The organism is Pseudomonas sp. SO81, assembly GCF_030374125.1.
GTDB lineage: Bacteria > Pseudomonadota > Gammaproteobacteria > Pseudomonadales > Pseudomonadaceae > Aquipseudomonas.
This window is the reverse complement of record NZ_CP126126.1, coordinates 1,709,490-1,733,442: the sequence shown is the minus strand read 5'-3', so window position 1 is coordinate 1,733,442 and position 23,953 is coordinate 1,709,490. Positions and strand designations below refer to the sequence as shown.

Annotated in this window: 26 protein-coding genes; 20 read left to right on the top strand and 6 right to left on the bottom strand. The window is 64.7% G+C overall.

Annotated elements, in window-relative coordinates; genetic code table 11:
* Nucleotides 1–9 precede the first annotated feature (9 nt).
* Entirely contained in the window at nucleotides 10–534 is a 525-nt protein-coding gene (locus tag OH686_RS08375; RefSeq protein ID WP_289537685.1) for a KdsC family phosphatase, read from the bottom strand.
* Entirely contained in the window at nucleotides 535–1,509 is a 975-nt protein-coding gene (locus OH686_RS08370; protein WP_289537684.1) for a KpsF/GutQ family sugar-phosphate isomerase, read from the bottom strand.
* A gap of 245 nt (nucleotides 1,510–1,754) precedes the next feature.
* Here OH686_RS08370 and OH686_RS08365 point away from each other — a divergent pair, with 245 nt between their 5' ends.
* From OH686_RS08365 to hisC, 10 genes are all read left to right on the top strand, one after another.
* Entirely contained in the window at nucleotides 1,755–2,564 is an 810-nt protein-coding gene (locus tag OH686_RS08365; RefSeq protein ID WP_137974941.1) for an ATP-binding cassette domain-containing protein, read from the top strand.
* Nucleotides 2,564–3,361, top strand: a complete 798-nt coding sequence (gene mlaE / locus OH686_RS08360) for a lipid asymmetry maintenance ABC transporter permease subunit MlaE (RefSeq protein ID WP_137974940.1) — start codon at nucleotides 2,564–2,566, stop codon at nucleotides 3,359–3,361. Before OH686_RS08365 ends, mlaE begins: the two co-directional genes overlap by 1 nt.
* Entirely contained in the window at nucleotides 3,361–3,828 is a 468-nt protein-coding gene (gene mlaD, locus OH686_RS08355; RefSeq protein WP_137974939.1) for an outer membrane lipid asymmetry maintenance protein MlaD, read from the top strand. Before mlaE ends, mlaD begins: the two co-directional genes overlap by 1 nt.
* A gap of 2 nt (nucleotides 3,829–3,830) precedes the next feature.
* A complete protein-coding gene (locus OH686_RS08350; protein ID WP_137975011.1) occupies nucleotides 3,831–4,478 on the top strand; it encodes an MlaC/ttg2D family ABC transporter substrate-binding protein in 648 nt (215 codons plus the stop codon).
* A complete protein-coding gene (locus tag OH686_RS08345; RefSeq protein ID WP_289537681.1) occupies nucleotides 4,475–4,783 on the top strand; it encodes an STAS domain-containing protein in 309 nt (102 codons plus the stop codon). Before OH686_RS08350 ends, OH686_RS08345 begins: the two co-directional genes overlap by 4 nt.
* 145 nt (nucleotides 4,784–4,928) lie before the next feature.
* Nucleotides 4,929–5,168: a BolA family protein gene (locus tag OH686_RS08340; RefSeq protein WP_137974937.1), complete on the top strand. Its 240-nt coding sequence runs from the start codon at nucleotides 4,929–4,931 to the stop codon at nucleotides 5,166–5,168.
* 28 nt (nucleotides 5,169–5,196) lie between these two features.
* A complete protein-coding gene (gene murA / locus OH686_RS08335) occupies nucleotides 5,197–6,462 on the top strand; it encodes a UDP-N-acetylglucosamine 1-carboxyvinyltransferase (protein ID WP_137974936.1) in 1,266 nt (421 codons plus the stop codon).
* Between the two features lie 12 nt (nucleotides 6,463–6,474).
* Nucleotides 6,475–7,110, top strand: a complete 636-nt coding sequence (gene hisG / locus OH686_RS08330; RefSeq protein ID WP_289537678.1) for an ATP phosphoribosyltransferase — start codon at nucleotides 6,475–6,477, stop codon at nucleotides 7,108–7,110.
* Between the two features lie 123 nt (nucleotides 7,111–7,233).
* The gene (gene hisD / locus OH686_RS08325) at nucleotides 7,234–8,544 is read left to right on the top strand and encodes a histidinol dehydrogenase (RefSeq protein ID WP_289537677.1); all 1,311 of its coding nucleotides are present in this window, start codon (nucleotides 7,234–7,236) and stop codon (nucleotides 8,542–8,544) included.
* Between the two features lie 56 nt (nucleotides 8,545–8,600).
* Nucleotides 8,601–9,656 (top strand): histidinol-phosphate transaminase, encoded by a 1,056-nt coding sequence (gene hisC, locus OH686_RS08320; RefSeq protein WP_289537675.1) that lies wholly within the window; start codon nucleotides 8,601–8,603, stop codon nucleotides 9,654–9,656.
* 56 nt (nucleotides 9,657–9,712) lie between these two features.
* Here the strand turns inward: hisC and algW are convergent, their stop codons facing one another.
* Nucleotides 9,713–10,873 (bottom strand): Do family serine endopeptidase AlgW, encoded by a 1,161-nt coding sequence (gene algW / locus OH686_RS08315; protein ID WP_289537674.1) that lies wholly within the window; start codon nucleotides 10,871–10,873, stop codon nucleotides 9,713–9,715.
* A gap of 114 nt (nucleotides 10,874–10,987) precedes the next feature.
* On the opposite strand from algW, the gene OH686_RS08310 reads away from it, so the two are divergent.
* From OH686_RS08310 to cysN, 3 genes are all read left to right on the top strand, one after another.
* Nucleotides 10,988–11,746 carry a Nif3-like dinuclear metal center hexameric protein gene (locus tag OH686_RS08310; RefSeq protein WP_289537672.1) on the top strand — a complete coding sequence of 253 codons (759 nt, stop codon included), beginning with the start codon at nucleotides 10,988–10,990 and terminating at the stop codon, nucleotides 11,744–11,746.
* 123 nt (nucleotides 11,747–11,869) lie between these two features.
* A complete protein-coding gene (gene cysD / locus OH686_RS08305; protein ID WP_289537670.1) occupies nucleotides 11,870–12,787 on the top strand; it encodes a sulfate adenylyltransferase subunit CysD in 918 nt (305 codons plus the stop codon).
* 12 nt (nucleotides 12,788–12,799) lie between these two features.
* Entirely contained in the window at nucleotides 12,800–14,698 is a 1,899-nt protein-coding gene (cysN, locus tag OH686_RS08300; protein ID WP_289537668.1) for a sulfate adenylyltransferase subunit CysN, read from the top strand.
* Between the two features lie 196 nt (nucleotides 14,699–14,894).
* Here cysN and OH686_RS08295 read toward each other — a convergent pair whose 3' ends face one another.
* The gene (locus OH686_RS08295) at nucleotides 14,895–15,329 is read right to left on the bottom strand and encodes a Z-ring associated ZapG family protein (protein WP_289537666.1); all 435 of its coding nucleotides are present in this window, start codon (nucleotides 15,327–15,329) and stop codon (nucleotides 14,895–14,897) included.
* A 132-nt stretch (nucleotides 15,330–15,461) separates the two neighbouring features.
* Here OH686_RS08295 and OH686_RS08290 point away from each other — a divergent pair, with 132 nt between their 5' ends.
* The 3 genes from OH686_RS08290 (at nucleotide 15,462) to zapE (ending at nucleotide 18,621) form a co-directional block, all read left to right on the top strand.
* Nucleotides 15,462–16,094 (top strand): alpha/beta hydrolase, encoded by a 633-nt coding sequence (locus OH686_RS08290; RefSeq protein ID WP_289538878.1) that lies wholly within the window; start codon nucleotides 15,462–15,464, stop codon nucleotides 16,092–16,094.
* 11 nt (nucleotides 16,095–16,105) lie between these two features.
* Entirely contained in the window at nucleotides 16,106–17,452 is a 1,347-nt protein-coding gene (locus OH686_RS08285) for a tryptophan--tRNA ligase (protein ID WP_289537664.1), read from the top strand.
* A 74-nt stretch (nucleotides 17,453–17,526) separates the two neighbouring features.
* Entirely contained in the window at nucleotides 17,527–18,621 is a 1,095-nt protein-coding gene (gene zapE / locus OH686_RS08280; protein ID WP_289537662.1) for a cell division protein ZapE, read from the top strand.
* 79 nt (nucleotides 18,622–18,700) lie between these two features.
* On the opposite strand, the gene OH686_RS08275 is transcribed toward zapE, so the two are convergent.
* Nucleotides 18,701–19,603, bottom strand: a complete 903-nt coding sequence (locus OH686_RS08275) for a GlxA family transcriptional regulator (protein ID WP_171016389.1) — start codon at nucleotides 19,601–19,603, stop codon at nucleotides 18,701–18,703.
* A gap of 221 nt (nucleotides 19,604–19,824) precedes the next feature.
* On the opposite strand from OH686_RS08275, the gene OH686_RS08270 reads away from it, so the two are divergent.
* Nucleotides 19,825–20,961 carry an acyl-CoA dehydrogenase family protein gene (locus OH686_RS08270; protein WP_289537660.1) on the top strand — a complete coding sequence of 379 codons (1,137 nt, stop codon included), beginning with the start codon at nucleotides 19,825–19,827 and terminating at the stop codon, nucleotides 20,959–20,961.
* 88 nt (nucleotides 20,962–21,049) lie between these two features.
* The gene (gene nfi / locus OH686_RS08265; protein ID WP_289537658.1) at nucleotides 21,050–21,757 is read left to right on the top strand and encodes a deoxyribonuclease V; all 708 of its coding nucleotides are present in this window, start codon (nucleotides 21,050–21,052) and stop codon (nucleotides 21,755–21,757) included.
* Nucleotides 21,758–21,760: 3 nt separating this feature from the next.
* On the opposite strand, the gene OH686_RS08260 is transcribed toward nfi, so the two are convergent.
* A complete protein-coding gene (locus OH686_RS08260; protein WP_289537656.1) occupies nucleotides 21,761–22,798 on the bottom strand; it encodes an NADP(H)-dependent aldo-keto reductase in 1,038 nt (345 codons plus the stop codon).
* Nucleotides 22,799–23,074: 276 nt separating this feature from the next.
* On the opposite strand from OH686_RS08260, the gene rplM reads away from it, so the two are divergent.
* Nucleotides 23,075–23,503 carry a 50S ribosomal protein L13 gene (gene rplM / locus OH686_RS08255; RefSeq protein ID WP_137974922.1) on the top strand — a complete coding sequence of 143 codons (429 nt, stop codon included), beginning with the start codon at nucleotides 23,075–23,077 and terminating at the stop codon, nucleotides 23,501–23,503.
* A gap of 14 nt (nucleotides 23,504–23,517) precedes the next feature.
* The gene (rpsI, locus tag OH686_RS08250; RefSeq protein WP_137974921.1) at nucleotides 23,518–23,910 is read left to right on the top strand and encodes a 30S ribosomal protein S9; all 393 of its coding nucleotides are present in this window, start codon (nucleotides 23,518–23,520) and stop codon (nucleotides 23,908–23,910) included.
* Nucleotides 23,911–23,953: the final 43 nt, after the last annotated feature.

The window sequence follows — 23,953 nt, the reverse complement described above, 5'->3', positions numbered from 1 at the left end:
GGACAGATCCTAGAGATAGGCGGCCTGGACGGCTTCAAGTGTGCCCTGGCCGCGCATGATCAGTTCGCAGAACTCGCGCGCCGCCCCTTCGCCACCGCGGGCGCTGGTCACGCCATGGGCGTGCTGGCGGACGAAGCCGTCGGCGCTGGCCACGGCCATGCCCAGGCCGACGCGGCGGATCACCGGCAGGTCGGGCAGGTCGTCGCCCAGGTAGGCGACCTGTTCGTAGGTCAGGCCCAGCTCGCCGAGCAGTTCATCTAGCACCACCAGCTTGTCCTCGCGGCCCTGGTACAGATGCTGGATGCCCAGGTTCTGCGCGCGGCGCTCGACCACCGGGGTCTTGCGTCCGCTGATGATGGCGGTGCGTACCCCGGAGTTGATCAGCATCTTGATGCCGTGGCCGTCCAGGGTGTTGAAGGTCTTGAACTCGCTGCCGTCGACGAGGAAGTACAGCTTGCCGTCGGTGAGCACGCCGTCGACGTCGAAGATGGCGAGCTTGATGGCCTTGGTGCGTTGCAGCAGGTCGGCGGTCATTTACAGTACTCCGGCGCGCAGCAGGTCGTGCATGTTGAGAGCGCCAACCGGCTTGTCCTCGTCATCCACTACTACCAGTGCGTTGATCTTGTGGTCTTCCATGATTTTCAGGGCCTCGGCGGCGAGCATCTCGGCGCGGGCGGTCTTGCCGTGAACGGTCATCACCTGGTCGATGCTCGCCTCGCGCACATCGACGCCCTTGTCCAGGGTGCGGCGCAGGTCGCCGTCGGTGAAGATCCCGGCCAGCTTGCCATCAGCCTCGACGATCACGGTCATGCCCAGACCCTTGCGGGTCATTTCCAGCAACGCCTCGCGCAGCGAGGTGCCGCGCTGTACCAGCGGCAGGCGCTCGCCGGCATGCATCACGTTCTCGACCTTGAGCAGCAGGCGGCGGCCGAGGGCGCCGCCCGGGTGGGAGAAGGCGAAATCTTCGGCGGTGAAGCCGCGGGCTTCCAGCAGGGCGATGGCCAGGGCGTCGCCGATCACCAGGGAGACGGTGGTGGAGGAGGTCGGCGCCAGGTTCAGCGGGCAGGCTTCCTGGGCCACGCGGGCGTCCAGATTGACTTCGGCGGCCTTGGCCAGCGCGGATTCGGGGTTGCCAGTCATGCTGATCAGCTGAATGCCCAGGCGTTTGATCAGCGGCAGCAGGGTGACGATCTCGGCGGTGGAGCCGGAGTTGGACAGGGCCAGGACCACGTCGTCCTTGGTGATCATGCCCATGTCGCCATGGCTGGCCTCGGCCGGGTGCACGAAGAAGGCCGGGGTGCCGGTGCTGGCCAGGGTGGCCGCGATCTTGTTGCCGATATGGCCGGACTTGCCCATGCCGACCACGACCACGCGCCCGCTGCAGTTCAGGATCATCTCGCAAGCGCGCACGAAATCGGCGTCGATGCGGCTCAGCAGGCTTTCCACGGCCTCGGCTTCGAGGCGGATGGTGCGCTGTGCGGACTGGATCAGGTCGCTGGTCTGGCTCATGAGATCTTCGCGGTGCTCGGCATAAAAGGCAGGGAGTATACCGACAAAGGCGGTCGGCCTCACCTGGCACTCGGCACGCTCGGTGCATCTTGTGACCAATTGTTGTGAAAAAGTTGCAGCGGCTTGGGCTGCAATAGCCGCCAATGCTATATTCCGCGCCCTGTTCGGCCTGACCGCGGCGCGAGGTGTCCCTGCCGTGGGAACTTGCGTCTGTCCATGGAAGGGCCGCATCACAAGGAGTTTGGATGAGCGCCGAGAATGCCTATGCCGTCGAGTTGAAGGGTCTGACCTTCAAGCGTGGCGCGCGCAACATCTTCGATAATGTCGATATCCGCATCCCGCGTGGCAAGGTCACAGGGATCATGGGGCCGTCCGGCTGCGGCAAGACCACCCTGCTGCGCCTGATCGCCGCCCAGCTCAAGCCGGCCAGTGGCGAAGTCTGGGTCAATGGACAGAACCTGCCGACCCTGTCGCGCAGCGACCTGTTCGACATGCGCAAGCAGTTTGGTGTCCTGTTCCAGAGTGGTGCGCTGTTCACCGACCTGGACGTGTTCGAGAACGTCGCCTTCCCGCTGCGCGTGCATACCCAGCTGTCCGACGAGATGATCCGCGACATCGTGCTGATGAAGCTGCAGGCCGTTGGCCTGCGTGGTGCCGTCGAGCTGATGCCGGACGAGCTGTCGGGTGGCATGAAGCGCCGTGTGGCGCTGGCCCGGGCCATCGCCCTGGATCCGCAGATTCTCATGTACGACGAGCCGTTCGTCGGCCAGGATCCGATCGCCATGGGCGTGCTGGTGCGCCTGATCCGTCTGCTCAACGACGCCCTCGGCATCACCAGCATCGTGGTGTCCCACGACCTGGCCGAGACCGCCAGTATCGCCGACTACATCTATGTGGTGGGCGACGGCCAGGTGCTGGGGCAGGGCACGCCGGCCGAACTGATGAATTCCGATAACCCGCGCATCCAGCAGTTCATGAAGGGCATTCCGGACGGTCCGGTGCCTTTCCACTATCCGGCGCCGGATTATCTCGATGATTTGCTGGGAGCGCGCTGATGCGTAGGAAGTCCCCTCTCGAACGCATCGCCCTACTGGGGCGCGCCGGCATCGACGTGGTCGAGGCCATGGGCCGTTCGACCCTGTTCCTGCTCAGCTCGCTGTTCGGCCGCAGCGGCCTGCGCAATGGCGGCCAGCTGCTGATTCGCCAGCTCTACTCGGTCGGCGTGCTGTCGCTACCGATCATCGTGGTCGCCGGCCTGTTCATCGGCATGGTGCTGGCCCTGCAGGGCTATAACATCCTGACCAGCTACGGCTCCGAGCAGGCGGTGGGGCAGATGGTCGCCCTGACCCTGCTGCGCGAGCTGGGTCCGGTGGTCACCGGCTTGCTGTTCGCCGGTCGTGCCGGCTCGGCGCTGACCGCCGAGATCGGCAACATGAAATCCACCGAGCAGCTGTCCAGCCTGGAAATGATCGGCGTCGACCCGCTCAAGTACATCATCGCCCCGCGCCTTTGGGCCGGTTTCATCTCCATGCCGCTGCTGGCCGCCATCTTCAGCGTGGTCGGTATCTGGGGCGGAGCCATGGTCGCCGTCGACTGGCTCGGTGTGTATGAAGGCTCGTTCTGGTCGAACATGCAGAACAGCGTGGAATTCACCGAAGACGTGCTCAACGGCGTGATCAAGAGCATGGTGTTCGCCTTCGTCGTGACCTGGATCGCCGTGTTCCAGGGCTACGACTGCGAGCCGACCTCGGAAGGCATCAGTCGCGCCACCACCAAGACCGTGGTGTATGCCTCCCTCGCCGTGCTCGGCCTCGACTTTATTCTGACCGCCCTGATGTTTGGAGATCTCTGATGCAAAGCCGCTCCCTGGAAATCGGCGTCGGCCTGTTCCTGCTGGCTGGACTGCTGGCGCTGCTGCTGCTCGCCCTGCGGGTCAGTGGCCTGTCCGCCGCCAGCTCGGGTGATACCTACAAGCTGTATGCGAACTTCGACAACATTGCCGGTCTTACCGTTAGGGCCAAGGTAACCATGGCCGGCGTGACCATCGGCAAGGTCACCGCCATCGACCTGGATCGCGACAGCTACACCGGCCGCGTGACCATGGAGCTGGAGAAACGGGTCGACAACCTGCCGCTGGACTCCACCGCCTCCATCCTCACCGCCGGTCTGCTGGGCGAGAAGTACATTGGCATCAGCGTCGGCGGCGAGGAGGATCTGCTCAAGGATGGCAGCACCATCCACGACACCCAGTCGGCGCTGGTGCTGGAAGACCTGATCGGCAAGTTCCTGATGAACTCGGTGAATAAGGAAAGCAAATGAACATGTTGAAGATCCTGCGCCGCGGCCTGCTGGTCCTGCTGGCGAGTCTGCCGCTGGCGGCCATGGCTGCGCCCAGCGCCCATGATGTGGTGAAGGGCACCACCGACGAGCTGCTCGGTGATCTCGAGGCCAACAAGGCCGCCTACAAACAGAATCCGCAGTCCTTTTACGACACCCTGGATCGTATTCTCGGCCCGGTGGTGGATAGCGAAGGCATCTCGCGCAGCATCATGACCGTGAAGTACTCGCGCGGCGCCAGCGATGCACAGCTGCAGCGTTTCGAGGACAACTTCAAACGCAGCCTGATGCAGTTCTACGGCAATGCCCTGCTGGAATATGACAACCAAGGCATCCGCGTGCTGCCGGCCAAGGCCGAAGGCGCCGACCGCGCCAGCGTTGGCATGGAAGTCACCGACAAGAAGGGCACCGTCTATCCGGTTTCCTACACCATGGTGCTGATCGACGGGCAGTGGAAGCTGCGCAACGTGATCATCAACGGCATCAACGTCGGCAAGCTGTTCCGCGACCAGTTCGCCGACAGTATGCAGCGCAATGGCAATGACCTGGACAAGACCATCGACGGCTGGGCCGAAGTGGTGGCCAAGGCCAAGGACAGCGCCGAAGGCCAGCAGGCGAGCGGCCAGCAATGAGCGAAGCCGCCATCCGTCAGGGTGCCGGCGGCGAGCTGCTGCTCTCCGGCGTGCTCGACTATCGCAGCGGCCCGGCCTTGCGCGAGAGCGGGCGCCAGCTGATCGCCGCCAGTCCGGCCCGCGAGCTGGTGCTGGACTGCGCGGCGGTGGCGAAATCCAGCAGCGTCGGCCTGTCCCTGCTGCTGGCCTTTATGCGCGACGCCGCCAAAGCGGGAAAAAGCCTGAAAGTACGCGGCCTGCCGCAGGACATGCAGGGCATCGCCCGGGTATCCGGCCTGCAGCAGCTGCTCGGCCTGCCGGTCTAAGAATCTACTCACGATTTGTAGATTCTGAGCTGCCGCCAGAGCCCTCCGTCTGCCGGGCTTCGCAGGCGGAGGGCTTTTTTGTATCATTGCCGACCCCGCGAGCCTTGGGCCCGCCAGAATCCTTTTGCGCCGATCGAGGTTGAGCATGCAGGCCGTAGAAGTTAAGAACCTCCTGGAGGCCAAGCTGCCCAACACCCGCGTCGAGGTGGAGGGCGAAGGCTGTAACTTCCAGCTGAACCTGATCAGCGACGAGCTGGCCGCGCTCAGCCCGGTCAAGCGCCAGCAGCAGATCTACGCCCATCTCAACGAGTGGATCGCCAGTGGCGCCATCCATGCCGTGACCATGAAATTCTTCAGCCAGGCCGCCTGGGCCGAGCGTTCCTGAGCCTGCGGGCAACGAGATCGAGATCCGAATGGACAAACTGATTATTACCGGCGGTATCCGCCTCGATGGCGAAATCCGTATCTCCGGTGCGAAGAACTCCGCCCTGCCGATCCTGGCTGCCACCCTGCTGGCCGACACCCCGGTCACCGTGTGCAACCTGCCGCACCTGCACGACATCACCACCATGATCGAGCTGTTCGGTCGCATGGGCGTGCAGCCGATCATCGACGAGAAGCTCAGCGTCGAAGTCGATGCCAGCAGCATCAAGACCCTGGTCGCGCCGTACGAGCTGGTGAAGACCATGCGCGCCTCGATCCTGGTCCTCGGTCCGATGGTCGCTCGCTTCGGTGAAGCCGAAGTCGCCCTGCCCGGCGGTTGCGCCATCGGTTCGCGTCCGGTCGACCTGCACATCCGTGGCCTGGAAGCCATGGGCGCGAAGATCGACGTCGAAGGCGGCTACATCAAGGCCAAGGCCCCGGAAGGCGGCCTGCGTGGCGCGCACTTCTTCTTCGATATCGTCAGCGTGACCGGTACCGAGAACATCATGATGGCCGCGGCCCTGGCCAAGGGCCGTACCGTGCTGGAAAACGCCGCGCGTGAGCCGGAAGTGGTCGACCTGGCCAACTTCATCAACGCCATGGGCGGCAAGGTCAGCGGTGCCGGCACCGACACCATCGTCATCGACGGCGTCGAGCGCCTCGGCGGCGGTCGCTACAGCGTGATGCCCGACCGTATCGAAACCGGCACCTACCTGGTGGCTGCGGCCGCCACCGGTGGCCGGGTCAAGCTCAAGGACACCGATCCGACCATCCTCGAGGCCGTACTGGCCAAGCTGCAGGAAGCGGGCGCCGAGATCACCACCGGCAAGGACTGGATCGAGCTGGACATGAAGGGCAAGCGGCCGAAGGCCGTCAACGTGCGCACCGCGCCGTACCCGGCCTTCCCGACCGACATGCAGGCCCAGTTCATCTCCCTCAACGCCATCGCCGAGGGTACCGGTACCGTCATCGAGACCGTGTTCGAGAACCGCTTCATGCACGTCTACGAGATGAACCGCATGGGCGCGCAGATTCTGGTCGAGGGCAACACAGCCATCGTCACCGGCGTGCCTGCGCTGAAAGGCGCACCGGTCATGGCCACCGACCTGCGTGCCTCCGCCAGCCTGGTGATCGCCGCGCTGGTCGCCGAGGGCGAAACCCTGATCGACCGCATCTACCACATCGACCGTGGTTACGAGTGCATCGAGGAAAAACTGCAGTTGCTCGGCGCCAAGATCCGCCGCGTGCCGGGCTAGTAAGGGCATTTCATGCTGACCATAGCGCTGTCCAAGGGCCGCATCCTCGACGATACCCTGCCGCTGCTCGCCGCGGCAGGCATCGAGCCGACCGAGAATCCGGAAAAGAGCCGCAAGCTGATCATCCCGACCACTCAGGATGACGTGCAGCTGCTGATCGTGCGCGCCACCGACGTGCCGACCTATGTCGAGCATGGCGCCGCCGACCTCGGCGTGGCCGGCAAGGACGTGCTGATGGAGTACGGCGGCCAGGGCCTGTACGAGCCGCTCGACCTGCAGATCGCCAACTGCAAGCTGATGACCGCCGGCAAGGTCGGCGCGCCGGAGCCGAAAGGTCGCCTGCGCGTGGCCACCAAGTTCGTCAACGTGGCCAAGCGTTACTACGCCGAGCAGGGCCGTCAGGTCGACGTGATCAAGCTGTACGGTTCCATGGAGCTGGCGCCGCTGGTCGGCCTGGCCGACAAGATCATCGACGTGGTCGACACCGGTAACACCCTGCGTGCCAACGGTCTGGAGCCCCAGGAGCTGATCGCCCACGTCAGCTCCCGCCTGATCGTCAACAAGGCCTCGATGAAGATGCAGCATGGCCGCATCCAGGCGCTGATCGAGACCCTGCGCAACGCCGTCGAATCCCGACACCAACGCTGATACCTACAGTGCGGCTCTGCGCCGCACGCGCCTATCCGTGTCATAGCCAGAATTCTCAGGTGCCCGCACGGGGCGGCTGGTACTCTACGGGCGCCTGAGCAATAGCCAATCAAGAGGCCCGCTATGACCGCTCCTACCGCCATCCGCCGACTCAATGCCGCTGACCAGGACTTCGCGCGACACCTGGATCATCTGCTGAGCTGGGAAAGCGTGTCGGACGACGCGGTCAACCAGCGCGTGCTCGATATCATCGCCGCCGTGCGCAGTCGCGGCGATGCCGCCTTGGTCGAGTTCACCGAGAAGTTCGACGGCTTGCAGGTCGCTTCCATGGCCGACCTGATCCTGCCGCGCGAGCGTCTGGAGCTGGCCCTGACCCGCATCAGCCCCGAGCAGCGCGCGGCGCTGGAGAAGGCTGCCGAGCGCGTGCGCCTCTACCACGAGCGGCAGAAGCAGGACTCCTGGACCTACACCGAGGCCGACGGCACCGTGCTGGGGCAGAAGGTCACCCCGCTGGATCGCGCCGGTCTGTACGTGCCGGGCGGCAAGGCCTCGTACCCCTCGTCGGTGCTGATGAACGCCATCCCCGCCAAGGTCGCCGGCGTGCCGGAAGTGGTCATGGTGGTGCCGACCCCGCGCGGCGAGATCAACGAGATCGTCCTGGCTGCCGCCGCCATCGCCGGCGTCGATCGCGTGTTTACCATCGGTGGTGCCCAGGCCGTGGCCGCGCTGGCTTACGGTACCGAGAGCGTGCCGCCGGTCGATAAAATTGTGGGGCCCGGCAATATCTATGTGGCCACTGCCAAGCGCCACGTGTTCGGCAAGGTCGGCATCGACATGATCGCCGGTCCGTCGGAGATCCTGGTCGTCTGCGACGGCCAGACCGATCCGGACTGGATCGCCATGGACCTGTTCTCCCAGGCCGAGCACGACGAGGACGCCCAGGCCATCCTGGTCAGCCCGGATGCCGGCTTCCTCGATCGCGTGGCCGAGAGCATCGCCAGGCTGCTGCCGACCTTGGAGCGCGAGGCCATCGCCCGCACTTCCATGGAAGGCCGAGGTGCGCTGATCCAGGTCGCCGACATGGCCCAGGCCATCGAGGTGGCCAATCGCATCGCGCCGGAGCACCTGGAATTGTCGGTGGAGAATCCCGAGCAGTACCTGCCGCAGATCCGCCATGCCGGCGCGATCTTTATGGGCCGCTACACCGCCGAGGCCCTGGGCGACTACTGCGCCGGGCCGAACCACGTGTTGCCGACCTCCGGTACCGCGCGCTTCTCCTCGCCGCTAGGCGTGTACGACTTCCAGAAGCGCTCGTCGATCATCCATTGCTCGGCCGAGGGGGCGTCCGAGTTGGGCAAGGTCGCCTCCGTGCTGGCCCGCGGCGAGTCGCTGACCGCTCATGCGCGCAGCGCCGAGTACCGCATCAAGAACTGAATCGCGCAGGCGCGCGGTGCGCGCCTCACTGAAATCCGAATCGAGGAGAGAAGGGCATGAGCAAATTCTGGAGCCCCTTCGTCAAGGACCTGGTGCCCTACGTGCCGGGTGAGCAGCCGAAACTGGCCAAGCTGGTCAAGCTCAATACCAACGAGAACCCATATGGCCCGTCGCCCAAGGCGATCGCGGCCATGCAGGCCGAGCTGGGCGACAGCCTGCGCCTGTATCCGGACCCGAACAGCGACCGCCTGAAGCAGGCGGTGGCCGATTACTACGACGTGAGCACCGCCCAGGTCTTCGTCGGCAACGGCTCCGACGAGGTACTGGCGCATGCCTTCCACGGCCTGTTCCAGAACGGCAAGCCGCTGCTGTTCCCCGACGTGACCTACAGCTTCTACCCTGTGTACTGCGGCCTGTACGGCATTCCCTACGAGGCGCTGGCGCTGGACGAGCAGTTCCAGATTCGCGTCGAAGACTACGCCCGCTCCAACGGCGGCATCATCTTCCCCAACCCCAACGCACCGACCGGCTGCCTGCTGCCGCTCGAAGCCGTCGAGCGCCTGCTGCAGGGCAGCCCGGACAGCGTGGTGGTGGTCGACGAGGCGTACATCGATTTCGGTGGTGAGACAGCGATCAAGCTGGTGGACAAGTATCCGAACCTGCTGGTGACCCAGACCCTGTCCAAGTCGCGCTCGCTGGCCGGCCTGCGGGTCGGCATCGCGGTCGGCCATCCGGACCTGATCGAGGCGCTGGAGCGGATCAAGAACAGCTTCAACTCCTATCCGCTGGATCGCATGGCCATCGTCGGCGCCGCTGCGGCGTTCGAGGACGAGGCCTATTTCCGCGAGACCTGCCAGCTGGTGATCGACAGCCGCGAGCAGGTGGTTGCCGCGCTTGCCGGTCTGGGCTTCGAGGTGCTGCCCTCGGCGGCCAACTTCATCTTCGCCCGCCATCCGCAGAAGGATGCCGGCGAGCTGGCTGCGGCGCTGCGCGAGCACGGCGTGATCGTGCGGCACTTCAAGCAGCAGCGCATCGCTCAGTTCCTGCGCATCACCATCGGCAATCCTGAGCAGAACCAGGCGTTGCTGGATGCCCTGGGGCAAGTGCTCTAGCTAGACGCCGTAACGAAAAAGGCGCCCCGCGGGGCGCCTTTTTTCATGGCCGCTGCTTAGGGTTGCTGCGGCTGTTGTACTTCGGCCGGGGGGCGCACGCCGATCTCGGCGGTCAGCTCCAGGGTCTCGCCACCGCGCAGCACCTCGATCACCACCTTTTCGCCCGGCTGGGTGCGCGCCACCTGGTTCATCGAGCGGCGGCCGTCGACGGCGGCTTCGTCGGCGATCTTCAGGATCAGGTCGCCCGGCTGCAGGCCGGCCTTCTGCGCCGGGCCGTCGCGGTAGATGCCGGCGACCAGGATGCCGGCGCGCCCCTGCAAACCGAAGGACTCGGCCAGTTCTGGCGTCAGCGGCTGTACTTCGATACCCAGCCAGCCGCGGATCACCTGGCCGCGCTCGATGATCGCCTTCATCACGTCGCGGGCCAGTTTGACCGGGATGGCGAAGCCGATGCCCTGCGAGCCACCGGACTTGGAGAAGATCGCGGTGTTGATACCGATCAGGTTGCCGTGGGCGTCCACCAGGGCGCCGCCGGAGTTGCCGGGGTTGATCGCCGCATCGGTCTGGATGAAGTCTTCGTAGGTGTTGAGGCCCAGCTGGTTACGGCCGGTGGCGCTGATGATGCCCATGGTCACGGTCTGGCCGACGCCGAACGGGTTGCCGATGGCCAGGGTGACGTCACCGATCTGGATCTGGTCGGAGCGCCCCAGGGTCATGGCCGGCAGGTTCTTCAGGTCGATCTTGAGTACCGCGAGGTCGGTCTCCGGGTCGCTGCCGATCAGGCGGGCCACGGTCTCGCGGCCGTCCTTGAGCGCCACGACTATCTGGTCGGCGTCGCTGACCACATGGTTGTTGGTCAGCAGGTAGCCTTCCGCGCTCATGATCACCGCCGACCCCAGGCTCGACTCCATGCGCCGCTGCTTGGGCAGGTTGTCGCCGAAGAAGCGGCGGAACACCGGGTCTTCCAGCAGCGGATGGCTGGAGGTCTTGTTGACCATCTTGGTGGTGTATAGGTTGGCCACCGCCGGCGCCGCGCGGCTCACCGCGTCGGCATAGGACACCGGGCCTTCCTGGGCGATGCCGTAGCGCGGCGCCTGCTGCAGGTGCACCTCGTTGCCGGGCAGGCCGACCCATTGCGGGTAGCGCTGGATCAGCAACAGTGCCAGCAACAGGCCGACCAGCAGGGGCCAGCCAAGGAAGCGCAGGGCCTTGAGCATCTAAGTGAAATCCTGAGGGTTGCGAGGGCCTGGAGCGGCCCTTAAGGTGGCGGCATTATAGAGGTGCCGCCGGCCGGAAGGGCAGCGTCCGCAACAGTTTGATGAGGAAAAACCATGGCCATCGCCCTTACCACCCTGGTCGAGGAAGCCGACCGCTTTCTCGGCGCCGCGCGCATCAGCGACTACTGCCCCAACGGCCTGCAGGTCGAGGGCCGGCCGCAGGTGCGCCGCATCGTTAGTGGGGTGACCGCCAGCCAGGCGCTGCTGGACGCCGCGGTGGAAGCCGAGGCCGACGTGGTGCTGGTCCATCACGGCTACTTCTGGAAGGGCGAGGACGCCTGCATCACCGGCATCAAGCGCCGCCGCCTGCAGACCCTGCTGGGCAACGACATCAGCCTGCTGGCCTACCACCTGCCGCTGGATGTGCATGCCGAGGTGGGTAACAACGTGCAGCTGGCCCGCCAGCTCGACATCACCGTGGAAGGCCCGCTCGACCCGAACAATCCGAAGGTGGTCGGTCTGCTCGGCTCGCTGGCCGAGCCCATGAGCGCCCGTGACTTCGCCCGGCGCGTGCAGGAAGTGCTGGGCCGTGAACCGCTGCTGGTGGAAGGGCAGGGCATGGTCCGGCGCATCGGCTGGTGCACCGGCGGCGGCCAGGGTTACATCGACAACGCCATCGCCGCCGGTGTCGATCTGTACCTGACCGGCGAGGCCTCCGAGCAGACCTTCCACAGCGCGCGGGAGAACGGCGTGGGCTTTATCGCCGCCGGCCATCACGCCACCGAGCGCTACGGCGTGCAGGCCCTGGGCGACTATCTGGCGCGGCGTTTCGCTATCGAACACCTGTTCATCGACTGTCCCAACCCGGTCTGAAAACCGGGCATATGCCTAGATCGTTTCGATCTAACAGGCTGCCTGAATAGAATAGGGTGCTGTGCTAGAGTGCGCGCTCGTCCACGGCCCGCCGGCCGTCCATTCTCAGATCTGTGATAAGCCATGCTCGACAAACTGACGCACCTGAAACAGCTCGAGGCGGAAAGTATCCACATCATTCGTGAAGTGGCCGCCGAATTCGACAACCCGGTGATGCTGTATTCCATCGGTAAAGATTCCGCCGTGATGCTGCACCTGGCGCGCAAGGCGTTCTTCCCCGGCAAGCTGCCGTTCCCGGTCATGCACGTGGACACTCGCTGGAAGTTCCAGGAGATGTACCGCTTCCGCGAGAAGATGGTCAAAGAGTACGGGCTGGACCTGATCACCCACATCAATCCGGATGGTGTGGCCCAGGACATGAACCCCTTCACCTACGGCAGTGCCAAGCACACCGACGTGATGAAGACCGAGGGCCTCAAGCAGGCGCTGGACAAGTACGGTTTCGACGCCGCTTTCGGTGGCGCGCGCCGTGACGAGGAGAAGTCCCGCGCCAAGGAGCGCGTGTATTCCTTCCGCGACAGCAAGCATCGCTGGGACCCGAAGAACCAGCGCCCCGAGCTGTGGAACCTGTACAACGGCAAGGTCAAGAAGGGCGAGTCGATCCGCGTCTTCCCGCTGTCCAACTGGACCGAGCTGGACATCTGGCAATACATCTATCTGGAACAAATCCCGATCGTGCCGCTGTACTTCGCCGCCGAGCGCGAAGTGATCGAGAAGAACGGCACGCTGATCATGATCGACGACGAGCGCATCCTCGAGCATCTGTCGGACGAGGAGAAAGCCCGTATCCAGAAGAAGATGGTGCGTTTCCGCACCCTCGGCTGCTACCCGCTGACCGGTGCGGTGGAGTCTACGGCGACCACGCTGACCGACATCATCCAGGAAATGCTTCTGACCCGTACTTCCGAGCGTCAGGGCCGCGTGATCGACCACGATCAGGCCGGTTCGATGGAAGAAAAGAAACGTCAGGGCTACTTCTAAGGATTCCGCACCATGAGCCACCAATCCGATCTGATCAGCCAGGACATTGTTGCGTACCTGGCCCAGCACGAGCGCAAGGAACTGCTGCGCTTCCTCACCTGCGGCAACGTCGACGACGGCAAGAGCACCCTGATCGGGCGCCTGCTGCACGACACCAAGATGATCTACGAAGACCATCTGGAGGCCATCACCAAGGACTCCAAGAAGGTCGGCACCACCGGCGATGACGTCGACCTGGCGCTGCTGGTCGACGGCCTGCAGGCCGAGCGCGAGCAGGGCATCACCATCGACGTGGCGTACCGCTATTTCAGTACCGCCAAGCGCAAGTTCATCATCGCCGACACCCCCGGCCATGAGCAGTACACCCGCAATATGGCCACGGGAGCTTCGACGTGTGACCTGGCGATCATCCTGATCGACGCGCGCTACGGTGTGCAGACCCAGACCAAGCGCCACAGCTTTATCGCCAGCCTGCTGGGCATCAAGCATATCGTCGTCGCCATCAACAAGATGGACCTCAAGGGCTTCGATCAGGGCGTATTCGAGCAGATCAAGGCCGACTACCTGAAGTTCGCCGAAGGCATCTCGCTCAAGCCGACCTCGCTGTTCTTCGTGCCGATGTCGGCGCTGAAGGGCGACAACGTGGTGAACAAGAGCGAGCAGTCGCCCTGGTACACCGGCCAGTCGCTGATGGAAATCCTCGAGACCGTGGAAGTCGCCGGCGACCGCAACTTCAACGACCTGCGTTTCCCGGTGCAGTACGTCAACCGGCCGAACCTGAACTTCCGCGGTTTCGCCGGCACCCTGGCCAGCGGCATCGTGCGCAAGGGCGACGAAGTCATCGCCCTGCCGTCGGGCAAGGGCAGCAAGGTCAAGTCCATCGTCACCTTCGAAGGCGAGTTGGAACAGGCCGGCCCGGGCCAGGCGATTACCCTGACCCTGGAAGACGAGATCGACGTGTCCCGCGGCGACATGCTGGTGCATGCCGACAACCGCCCGCAGGTGGTCGACAGCTTCGACGCCATGCTGGTGTGGATGGCCGAAGAGCCGATGCTGCCGGGCAAGAAATACGACATCAAGCGCGCCACCAGCTATGTGCCGGGCTCGATTGCCAGCATCGCCCACCGGGTCGATGTGAACACCCTGGAAGAGGGCGCCGCGAGCAGCCTGCAGCTCAACGAGATCGGTAAGGTCAAGGTCGCCCTGGATGCGCCGATCGCCCTCGACGGCTACGCGCACAACCGCACCACCGGCTCCTTCATCGTCATCGATCGCCTGACCAACGGCACCGTCGGTGCCGGCATGATCATCGCCGACCCGGTTGGCGCTGGCGGTGGCAGCCATCATGGCGAACTGGCCCATGTATCCACCGAAGAGCGCGCCGCGCGTTTCGGCCAGCAGCCGGCCACCGTGCTGTTCAGCGGCCTGTCCGGCGCCGGCAAGAGCACCCTGGCCTATGCCGTGGAGCGCAAGCTGTTCGACATGGGCCGTGCCGTGTACGTGCTGGATGGCCAGAACCTGCGCCACGACCTGAACAAGGGCCTGCCGCAGGACCGCGCCGGGCGTACCGAGAACTGGCGTCGTGCCGCCCACGTGGCTCGTCAGTTCAACGAGGCCGGCCTGCTGACCCTGGCCGCGTTCGTCGCCCCGGATGCCGAAGGCCGCGAGCAGGCCAAGGCGCTGATCGGCAATGATCGCCTGATCACCGTCTACGTCCAGGCCTCGCCGCAGGTCTGCGCGGAGCGCGATCCGCAGGGCCTGTATGCCGCCGGTGGCGACAATATCCCCGGCGAGTCCTTCGCCTACGACGTGCCGTTGAATGCCGATCTGGTGATCGACACCCAGAGCGTGTCGGTGGAAGAGGGTGTCAAGCTGGTGCTGGATGTGCTGCGTAGCCGCGGCGCGATCTGATCGCGACGTCGGTAAGCAAAGCCCCGCCTAGTGCGGGGCTTTTTGTTTCACTGCTCGCCGTAGGGTGCCCTGTGCGCACCAAGACAGGCCACGGCAGGTGCGCATGGCGCACCCTACGGATAACTGGCGGGCTTAACCTGCCCCGCGGACGCATAAAAAAGCCCCGCATTGGCGGGGCCTTTGGGTTGAGCCGGCTTCAGCGCTTGAGGCCGAAGGTTTCGTCCAGGGTGCCGGGGCTGTCCGGCTCCTTCGGTGCGTAGTCCTTGGGTGCCTCGTTGCTCTTCGGCGGGGTCAGACGCTCGCGCGGGGCCTTGCTCTCTTCGGTGCTGAGGGCGGCCAGCAGACGCTGGCGGGTCAGCTCGTCGGCGGCCAGGCGGTTGGCGCCCTGGGACAGGTGCTCCTGCACGTCCTGGTAGCTCTGGGTGAGCTTCTTCACCAGGCTGGCGGTGGTGTTGAAATGGGTCACCACTTCGCTCTGGTAGCTGTCGAAGCGCTGCTGCATTTCGTCCAGCTGGCGCTGGGTGCGGCTGGGCGCGGCATTGGGCAGCAGGCGGGCCGCCAGGAAGCCGATGGCGACGCCAACCAGCAGGGCGATGGCGGGCAGCAGCCAGGGGGTGAGCGATTGTTCCACGAGTCCTTCCTCTGAAAGCGGCTTTGTTTTACGGTAGCGGCTCTCGCCGGCGCTGTATACCGCGGCAAAGCCCTGTTGTGCGATGTGCCTAACCAAGACGTGTCGACCCTGTCCGGGGTCACGGAGTTCCTGCTGTTGATCCGCGAAACCCCTCTGCTGCTCGACGGCCCCTGCGGCCAGCTCGAAGCCCTGTTCTGTGAAGTGCCGGACGCCCGCGGCGTCGCCCTGATCTGCCACCCTAACCCGGTGCAGGGCGGCACCATGCTCAACAAGGTGGTTTCCACCCTGCAGCGCGCGGTGCGCGACATGGGCTATCACACCTTGCGCTTCAACTACCGCGGCGTCGGTGCCAGCGCCGGCAGCCACGACATGGGCAGCGGCGAGGTGGATGACGCCGAGGCGGTCGCCCACTGGCTGCGTGGCCAATACCCCGAACTGCCGCTGACGCTGTTCGGCTTTTCCTTCGGCGGCTTCGTCGCCGGCGCTTTGGCCGGGCGTCTGGAAGACCGGGGCGTGGCGACCGAGAAACTGTTCATGGTCGCGCCCGCCGTGCATCGCCTGCAGGCGCCCGAGCACCTGCCGCAAGGCGGCGAGCTGGTGGTGGTACAGCCGGAGCAGGACGAGGTGGTCGAGCCCGCGGCGGTCTACGCCTGGTCGGCAGCGCTTCCCCGTGCCCATGAGCTGCTGAAGGTGGCAGAATGCGGCCACTTTTTTCACGGCAAGTTGCCTGAGCTGAAAGACCTGGTTCAGCCGCGTATCCAATAAGCGAAACCACTATGACCACCCGTATCCTCACCGGCATCACCACCACCGGCACCCCGCACCTGGGCAACTATGCCGGCGCGATCCGTCCGGCCATCGTCGCCAGCCGCGCCGCCGACGCCGACTCCTTCTACTTCCTTGCCGATTACCACGCGCTGATCAAGTGCGACGAGCCGGCACGTATCCAGCGCTCGCGCCTGGAGATCGCCGCCACCTGGCTGGCTCTTGGCCTGGACGTGAACAAGGCGACCTTCTATCGCCAGTCCGACATTCCCGAGATTCCCGAGCTGTGCTGGCTGCTCACCTGCGTCGCCGGCAAGGGCCTGCTCAACCGCGCCCACGCCTACAAGGCCGCGGTGGACAAGAACGTCGAGCAGGGCGAAGACCCGGACGCCGGCATCACCATGGGCCTGTTCAGCTACCCGGTGCTGATGGCGGCGGACATCCTGATGTTCAACGCGCACAAGGTGCCGGTGGGACGCGACCAGATCCAGCACGTGGAGATGGCCCGCGACATCGGCCAGCGCTTCAACCACCTGTTCGGCAATGGCAAGGAGCTGTTCACCCTGCCCGAGGCGGTGGTCGAGGAGGAAGTGGCGACCCTGCCCGGCCTCGACGGCCGCAAGATGAGCAAGAGCTACGACAACACGATTCCGTTGTTCGGCAGCGCCAAGCAGCTGAAGGACGCCATCGCGCGCATCGTCACCGACTCCAGGCTGCCGGGCGAACCCAAGGATGCCGACGGCTCGCATCTGTTCACCCTGTATCAGGCCTTCGCCACCGCCGCGCAGCAGGCCGAGTTCCGCGCCGAGCTGGAAGGCGGCCTGGCCTGGGGCGAGGCGAAGAACCGTCTGTTCCAGCTGCTCGACGCCGAGCTGGGCGAGGCCCGCGAGCGCTATAACGCGCTGATCACCAAGCCGGCCGACCTGGAAGACATCCTCCTGGCCGGTGCCGCCAAGGCGCGCAAGATCGCCACCCCGTTCCTCGGCGAGCTGCGCGAGGCAGTCGGCCTGCGTTCCTTCCGCGAGCAGGTGCAGACCGCCGGTGGCGGGAAGAAGAAGGCGGCCAAGAGCGCGCGCTTCGTCAGTTTCCGTGACGAGGACGGCAGCTTCCGCTTCCGCCTGCTGGACGCCGCCGGCGAGCAGTTGCTACTGTCCAAGTCCTTCGCCGACGGCAAGGCTGCCGGCCAGGCCAGCAAGCGCCTGCAGTCCGGCGAGGCGCTGGATGTGCGTGCCGAGGGCCAGGCCTTCTCCGTGTGGCTGGATGGCGAGTCGGTCGGCAACAGTCCGGCCTTTGCCGATGTCGCCGCCGTGGATGTTGCCATCGCCCGCCTGCGCGAGGCGCTTGCCCCGCAGGAGTGAGACACGGCGTGATTGCCAAGCAACGGGGCCGTCGCTAAAGTGACCGCCCCGTTTTTGTTACCGAAGTTCCCAGCATGACTCCTCTTGAGCGTTATCAGGCCGATCTGAAGCGGCCGGACTTCTTCCACGACGCCGCGCAGGAAAACGCCGTGCGCCACCTGCAGCGTCTGTACGACGATCTGGTGGCGGACTCCCAGGCTTCCTCTGGGCTGTTCGGCAAGTTGTTCGGCAAGAAGCGCCAGGAGCCGGTCAAGGGCATCTACTTCTGGGGCGGCGTTGGTCGCGGCAAGACCTACCTGGTCGATACCTTCTTCGATGCGCTGCCGTTCGAGCAGAAGATGCGCACCCACTTCCACCGCTTCATGAAGCGCGTGCACGAAGAGATGCGCACCCTCAAGGGTGAGAAGAACCCGCTGACCATCATCGGCAAGCGCTTCGCCGAAGAGGCGCGGGTGATCTGTTTCGACGAATTCTTCGTCAGCGACATCACCGACGCCATGATCCTCGCCACCCTGCTGGAGGAGCTGTTCAAGAACGGCGTAAGCCTGGTGGCTACCTCCAACATCGTGCCGGACGGCCTGTACAAGGACGGCCTGCAGCGCGCGCGCTTCCTGCCGGCCATCGCCCTGGTCAAGCAGTACACCGAGGTGGTCAACGTCGACAGCGGCGTGGACTATCGCCTGCGCGCTCTCGAGCAGGCCGAGCTGTTCCACTGGCCGCTGGATGCCGAGGCTGAGATCAGCCTGGAGAAGAGCTTCAACAGCCTGCTGCCCGAGCACTGCAAGGTGGAAGAGAACAAGGCGCTGATGATCGAGAACCGTCCGATCGTGGCGCGCAAGGAAGGCGACGACGTGGCTTGGTTCGAGTTCCGCGAGCTGTGCGACGGCCCGCGCAGCCAGAACGACTACATCGAACTGGGCAAGATCTTCCACGCGGTGATCCTGGCCAACGTGGAGCAGATGGGCGTGGCCAAGGACGACATGGCGCGGCGCTTCATCAACCTGGTGGACGAGTTCTACGACCGCAACGTCAAGCTGATCATCTCGGCCGAGGTGGAGCTGAAGGACCTGTATACCGGCGGCCGCCTGAGCTTCGAGTTCCAGCGCACCCTCAGTCGTCTGCTGGAGATGCAGTCCCACGAGTTCCTGTCGCGGCCGCACAAGCCGTAACGGCAATACGCTTCAACGAGAAGGGCTGCCCATGGGTGGCCCTTCTGCGTTTCTGCGGCCTGCGTAAGGCGGCCTGCGCTCAGGCGCTGTCCTTGTGCTGGAACTGCCGGCGGTACTGATTGGGTGACAGCTCGGCATGCTGGCGGAACAGGCGGGCGAAGAAGCTGGCGTCGTCGTAGCCCACTTCGTAGCTGATGGTCTTGATGCTCTTGCGAGTGGCGCTGAGCAGGCCCTTGGCCGTTTCGATGCGCAGGCGCTGCAGGTAGTGCAGGGGTTTGTCGCCGGTCGCCGCCTGGAAGCGCCGCATGAAGTTGCGAATGCTCATGCCGTGCTGGCGCGCCACGTCCTCGATGCGGAATTTCTCGGCGAAGTGCTCTTCCAGCCACTGCTGTACCTGCAGGATGGCCACGTCCTGGTGCAGCTTCTGTCCGCCGAAGCCGATGCGCCCCGGGCTGTAGCTGCGCTGGGTCTCGTAGAGGATGTCGCGCGATACGCCCTGGGCGATGCCGGCGCCGCAGTAGCGCTCGATCAGGTAGATGTAGAGGTCGCAGGCCGAGGTGACGCCGCCGGCGCAGTACAGGTTGTCGGCGTCCGACAGGTGCTTGTCCTGGTTCAGCAATACCTTGGGGAAGCGCTCGGCGAACTCGCGGAAGAAACGCCAGTAGGTGGTCGCCTCCTTGCCGTCGAGTAGGCCGGCCTGGGCCATCCAGAACACGCCGGTGGCCTCGCCGCAGATGGCGCTGCCGGCGGCGTGCCGTTCGCGCAGCCAGGGGAGGACCTCGGGGCAGCGCTGGCAGAGGGCGTCGAAGTCGCCCCAGAACGCCGGCAGGATCACCACCTCGGCCTCGCCCAGGCTGCCATCCACCGGGATCACCGCCTCGCTGAAGCTGGTCACGGCCTGGCCGTCCGGGCTGACCACACGGATCTGGAACGCCGAGGTGGGGCCCAGGCCCTGCTGCTTGCCGTGGCGCAGTCCGGCCATGTGGAAGAAGTCCCGGGCCTGCATCAGGGTGGCCGCGAAGACGCCGTCGGTGGCGAGTATGGCGATGCGTGTAGGCGACATGTTTGTTGTTCTTGTTGGTGATTAAACGGTCATCAGGTGGCTGGATCGTCTTATTTTTTGTCGCATGTGTCCAGTGCCCCCGATAACGGTGCTGGCCTAGAGTGTGGGCACCCAACGATCACTCAGAAGCAGGTGTAACAATGATTCCAAGAACCCTGTTCAGCTCCGAGCACGAGCTGTTCCGCGAGTCCGTGCGCAAGTTCTTCGAGCAGGAGGCGGCGCCTTTCCACGCCCAGTGGGAAAAGGACGGTCACATCGACCGCGCCCTGTGGAACAGGGCCGGTGATGCCGGCATGCTCTGCTCGCACATTCCCGAGGAATACGGTGGCATGAGCGCCGACTTCCTCTACAGCGCCGTGGTGATCGAGGAGCAGTCGCGCCTCGGCCTGTCCGGCGTCGGCTTCTCGCTGCACTCGGACATCGTCGCGCCCTACATTCTTCACTACGGCAGTGAAGCGCAGAAGCAGCATTACCTGCCGAAGATGGTGACCGGCGAAGTGGTCACCGCCATCGCCATGACCGAGCCGGGCACCGGTTCCGACCTGCAGGGCGTGAAGACCACCGCCGTGCTGGATGGCGATCACTATGTGATCAACGGCTCCAAGACCTTCATCACCAATGGCTGGCTGGCCGACATGGTGATAGTCGTCGCCAAGACCGATCCCAAGGGCGGCGCCAAGGGCATCAGCCTGTTCCTGGTGGATGCCAACACCCCGGGCTTCTCCAAGGGCAAGCGCCTGGAGAAGGTCGGCATGAAAGCCCAGGACACCTCCGAGCTGTTCTTCCAGGACGTGCGCATTCCCAAAGACAACCTGCTCGGCAAGGAGGGCATGGGCTTCGTCTACCTGATGCAGGAACTGCCCCAGGAGCGCCTGACCGTGGGCGTGGGCGCCATCGCTTCGGCCGAGGCGGCGATCAAGTGGACCCTGGACTACACCCGTGAGCGCAAGGCCTTCGGCAAGTCCGTGTCGGACTTCCAGAACACTCGCTTCAAGCTGGCCGAGATGACCACCGAGGCGCAGATCGGCCGGGTGTTCGTCGACCGCTGCCTGGAGCTGCACCTGCAGGGCAAGCTGGATGTGCCGACCGCGGCGATGCTCAAGTACTGGGGCACCGACCTGCAGTGCAAGGTGATCGACGAGTGCGTGCAGCTGCATGGCGGCTACGGCTACATGTGGGAATACCCGATCGCCCGCGCCTGGGCCGACTCGCGGGTGCAGCGCATCTACGCCGGCACCAACGAGATCATGAAAGAGATCATCTCCCGCTCGCTGTAAGCCTCCCCTGGTTTGCCTGCGGTCGTCGCAGGCGAACCAGCCTCTGCCCATGTCGGTCTACCGATCCATTGCGGGATTGGAGTTGCCGATGCATACATCACCCTTCGCCGATTGGGACGGGACCGCGCAACAGGCGCGCGTGCTGCAGAGTACGCTGGCCGAGCGAGTGGTGCTGGAGGATGACTTCGTGCCGCCGCGGATGATCGCGGGAGTCGATGTCGGCTTCGAGGAGCAGGGCAGCATCACTCTGGCGGCCGCCGTGCTGCTCGATGCCGATACCTTGCAGCTGATGGCTCATAGCGTGGCGCGCATTCCCACCAGCATGCCGTATGTGCCGGGCCTGTTGTCCTTCCGCGAGCTGCCGGCCTTGCTGCAGGCATTGCGCGATCTGCCGCAGATACCGGATCTGATCTATTGCGACGGCCTGGGCATCGCCCATCCGCGCCGACTCGGCATCGCCTCGCACCTGGGTGTGGTGACTGGCTTGCCGACCATTGGCGTGGCCAAGAGCATTCTTGTCGGCACTCATGCGGAGTTGCCGCAGGAGAAGGGCGCGCGCGTGCCGCTCAGGCGTGCGGGTGAGCAGGTCGGCTGGATGCTGCGCAGCAAGGATAAGGTCAAGCCGCTGATCGTCTCGCCCGGGCATCGCGTGAGCATGGCCACTGCAGTGGAGCTGGTGCTGGCCTGCTGCCGTGGCTATCGCCTGCCCGAGCCGACCCGTCTGGCGGATCGGCTGGCTTCGCGCCGCGGCGAGATGCCGGCGCCCCAGGCGGGCACGCCGGATCTGTTCGGCTGAGCCTCAGGGCGCCGGGTTGGGCTGCTCGCGATGAATGGCCTCGATGCCCTCCAGAACTCCTGCCGAGAGCTGAAGATCGATGCTGCCCAGGTTCCTCTCCAGCTGCTCCAGGCTGGTGGCGCCGATGATATTGCTGGTAACGAAGGGCTGGCGGGTGACGAAGGCCAGTGCCATCTGCGCCGGATCCAGGCCGTGCTCGCGGGCCAGCTGCACGTAACGGTCGCAGGCGGCCTGCGCCTGTGGGTTGGTGTAGCGCGAGAAGCGGCTGAACAGGGTGATCCGCGCATTGGCCGGCCGGGCGCCGTTGGCGTACTTGCCGGACAGCATGCCGAACGCCAGCGGCGAGTAAGCCAGCAGACCGCATTGTTCGCGGATCGCCACTTCTGCCAGACCCACCTCGAAGCTGCGGTTGAGCAGATTGTAGGGGTTCTGGATCGACACCGCGCGGGCCAGGCCCTGGCTGTCGGCCAGCTGCAGGAACTTCATGGTGCCCCAGGGCGTTTCGTTGGACAGGCCGATATGGCGGATCTTGCCGGCCTTGACCTGCTCGCCGAGCACTTCCAGGGTTTCCTGTAGCGGGGTGGAGTCCTGTTCCTGATGGCGATAGCCGAGCTGGCCGAAGAAGTTGGTGCTGCGCTCGGGCCAGTGCAGCTGGTAGAGGTCGATCCAGTCGGTCTGCAGGCGCTTCAGGCTCTCGTCCAGGGCGGCGACTATATGCTGGCGGTTGTGCTTGAGCTGGCCGCCGCGAATGTAGTCGATGCCATTGCCGGGGCCGGCCACCTTGCTGGCCAGGATCCACTCGGCGCGGTTGCCGCGGGCCTTGAAGTAGTTGCCGATGATGCGCTCCGTGGCGCCGTAGGTATCGCCGCGCGGCGGCACCGGGTACATCTCGGCGGTGTCGAGGAAGTTGATCCCCGCGGCGCGGGCGCGATCGATCTGGGCGAAGCCTTCGGCCTCGCTGTTCTGCTCACCCCAGGTCATGCTGCCCAGGCACAGGGCGCTGACGCTCAGGTCGCTGCGGCCCAGTTGACGGTATTCCATGTGCATTTCCTTGATTCAAGCGGGAGCGCCAAGCATAAAGCAGGTTGCTATTTTCGCAGCAATCGGCATAATTCCGCGGCTTTCTCGGCGGGGATGCCTAGCCCGTACGAGGAGGAAGGTGGGGATGCCTAGCCCACCGAAACCCCGCCGTAGCGGACGCGCTGACCCGAGCCCCCGACAGCGTCTGTTTCCGGCTGTCTTTGACCTTGTCAAAGCAAGCACTATTCAGTAAGATCCGCCGTCTTATTTTCAGGGCGGCCCCTGAGGCTATAGCGAATGAAGACTTTTACTGCAAAACCGGAAACTGTTAAGCGCGACTGGTACGTCGTCGACGCTGCAGGTCAGACCCTGGGTCGTCTGGCCACCGAAATCGCGAGCCGTCTGCGCGGCAAGCACAAGCCGGAATACACCCCGCACGTTGATACCGGCGACTACATCGTCGTGATCAATGCCGAGCAGGTGCGTGTAACTGGTGCCAAGACCTCCGACAAGATGTACTACTCGCACTCCGGTTTCCCGGGCGGCATCAAGGAAATCAGCTTCGAGAAGCTGATCGCCAAGGCCCCCGAGCGCGTGATCGAGACCGCGGTCAAGGGCATGTTGCCGAAGAATCCGCTGGGTCGCGACATGTATCGCAAGCTGAAGGTGTACAAGGGTGCCGTTCACCCGCACACCGCTCAGCAGCCCCAAGAACTGAAGATTTAACGGAATAGTTCATTATGTCGGCGACTCAAAATTACGGCACTGGCCGTCGCAAGACCGCTACCGCACGCGTATTCCTGCGTCCGGGCACTGGCAAGATCTCCATCAACAACCGCAGCCTGGATAATTTCTTCGGCCGCGAGACCGCTCGCATGGTCGTGCGTCAGCCGCTTGAGCTGACCGAGACCACCGAGAAGTTCGACATCTATGTCACCGTTCTCGGTGGTGGTGTCAGCGGTCAAGCCGGTGCGATCCGTCACGGCATCACTCGTGCCCTGATGGATTACGACGAAGGCCTGCGTCCTGCCCTGCGCAAAGCTGGCTTCGTGACTCGCGATGCCCGTGAAGTAGAGCGTAAGAAAGTCGGTCTGCGTAAAGCGCGTAAGCGTCCGCAGTACTCGAAGCGTTAATTCGCTGCTACGTTCAAAGACGCCCAGCCTCTTCGGAGCTGGG

What these genes read in the sequence shown, in the direction of transcription:
- OH686_RS08375 (WP_289537685.1), bottom strand. Translation starts at nt 534, where the DNA reads ATGACCGCCGACCTGCTGCAACGCACCAAGGCCATCAAGCTCGCCATC.
- OH686_RS08370 (WP_289537684.1), bottom strand. Translation starts at nt 1,509, where the DNA reads ATGAGCCAGACCAGCGACCTGATCCAGTCCGCACAGCGCACCATCCGC.
- OH686_RS08365 (WP_137974941.1), top strand. Translation starts at nt 1,755, where the DNA reads ATGAGCGCCGAGAATGCCTATGCCGTCGAGTTGAAGGGTCTGACCTTC.
- mlaE (WP_137974940.1), top strand. Translation starts at nt 2,564, where the DNA reads ATGCGTAGGAAGTCCCCTCTCGAACGCATCGCCCTACTGGGGCGCGCC.
- mlaD (WP_137974939.1), top strand. Translation starts at nt 3,361, where the DNA reads ATGCAAAGCCGCTCCCTGGAAATCGGCGTCGGCCTGTTCCTGCTGGCT.
- OH686_RS08350 (WP_137975011.1), top strand. Translation starts at nt 3,831, where the DNA reads ATGTTGAAGATCCTGCGCCGCGGCCTGCTGGTCCTGCTGGCGAGTCTG.
- OH686_RS08345 (WP_289537681.1), top strand. Translation starts at nt 4,475, where the DNA reads ATGAGCGAAGCCGCCATCCGTCAGGGTGCCGGCGGCGAGCTGCTGCTC.
- OH686_RS08340 (WP_137974937.1), top strand. Translation starts at nt 4,929, where the DNA reads ATGCAGGCCGTAGAAGTTAAGAACCTCCTGGAGGCCAAGCTGCCCAAC.
- murA (WP_137974936.1), top strand. Translation starts at nt 5,197, where the DNA reads ATGGACAAACTGATTATTACCGGCGGTATCCGCCTCGATGGCGAAATC.
- hisG (WP_289537678.1), top strand. Translation starts at nt 6,475, where the DNA reads ATGCTGACCATAGCGCTGTCCAAGGGCCGCATCCTCGACGATACCCTG.
- hisD (WP_289537677.1), top strand. Translation starts at nt 7,234, where the DNA reads ATGACCGCTCCTACCGCCATCCGCCGACTCAATGCCGCTGACCAGGAC.
- hisC (WP_289537675.1), top strand. Translation starts at nt 8,601, where the DNA reads ATGAGCAAATTCTGGAGCCCCTTCGTCAAGGACCTGGTGCCCTACGTG.
- algW (WP_289537674.1), bottom strand. Translation starts at nt 10,873, where the DNA reads ATGCTCAAGGCCCTGCGCTTCCTTGGCTGGCCCCTGCTGGTCGGCCTG.
- OH686_RS08310 (WP_289537672.1), top strand. Translation starts at nt 10,988, where the DNA reads ATGGCCATCGCCCTTACCACCCTGGTCGAGGAAGCCGACCGCTTTCTC.
- cysD (WP_289537670.1), top strand. Translation starts at nt 11,870, where the DNA reads ATGCTCGACAAACTGACGCACCTGAAACAGCTCGAGGCGGAAAGTATC.
- cysN (WP_289537668.1), top strand. Translation starts at nt 12,800, where the DNA reads ATGAGCCACCAATCCGATCTGATCAGCCAGGACATTGTTGCGTACCTG.
- OH686_RS08285 (WP_289537664.1), top strand. Translation starts at nt 16,106, where the DNA reads ATGACCACCCGTATCCTCACCGGCATCACCACCACCGGCACCCCGCAC.
- zapE (WP_289537662.1), top strand. Translation starts at nt 17,527, where the DNA reads ATGACTCCTCTTGAGCGTTATCAGGCCGATCTGAAGCGGCCGGACTTC.
- OH686_RS08275 (WP_171016389.1), bottom strand. Translation starts at nt 19,603, where the DNA reads ATGGCCGGACTGCGCCACGGCAAGCAGCAGGGCCTGGGCCCCACCTCG.
- OH686_RS08270 (WP_289537660.1), top strand. Translation starts at nt 19,825, where the DNA reads ATGATTCCAAGAACCCTGTTCAGCTCCGAGCACGAGCTGTTCCGCGAG.
- nfi (WP_289537658.1), top strand. Translation starts at nt 21,050, where the DNA reads ATGCATACATCACCCTTCGCCGATTGGGACGGGACCGCGCAACAGGCG.
- OH686_RS08260 (WP_289537656.1), bottom strand. Translation starts at nt 22,798, where the DNA reads ATGGAATACCGTCAACTGGGCCGCAGCGACCTGAGCGTCAGCGCCCTG.
- rplM (WP_137974922.1), top strand. Translation starts at nt 23,075, where the DNA reads ATGAAGACTTTTACTGCAAAACCGGAAACTGTTAAGCGCGACTGGTAC.
- rpsI (WP_137974921.1), top strand. Translation starts at nt 23,518, where the DNA reads ATGTCGGCGACTCAAAATTACGGCACTGGCCGTCGCAAGACCGCTACC.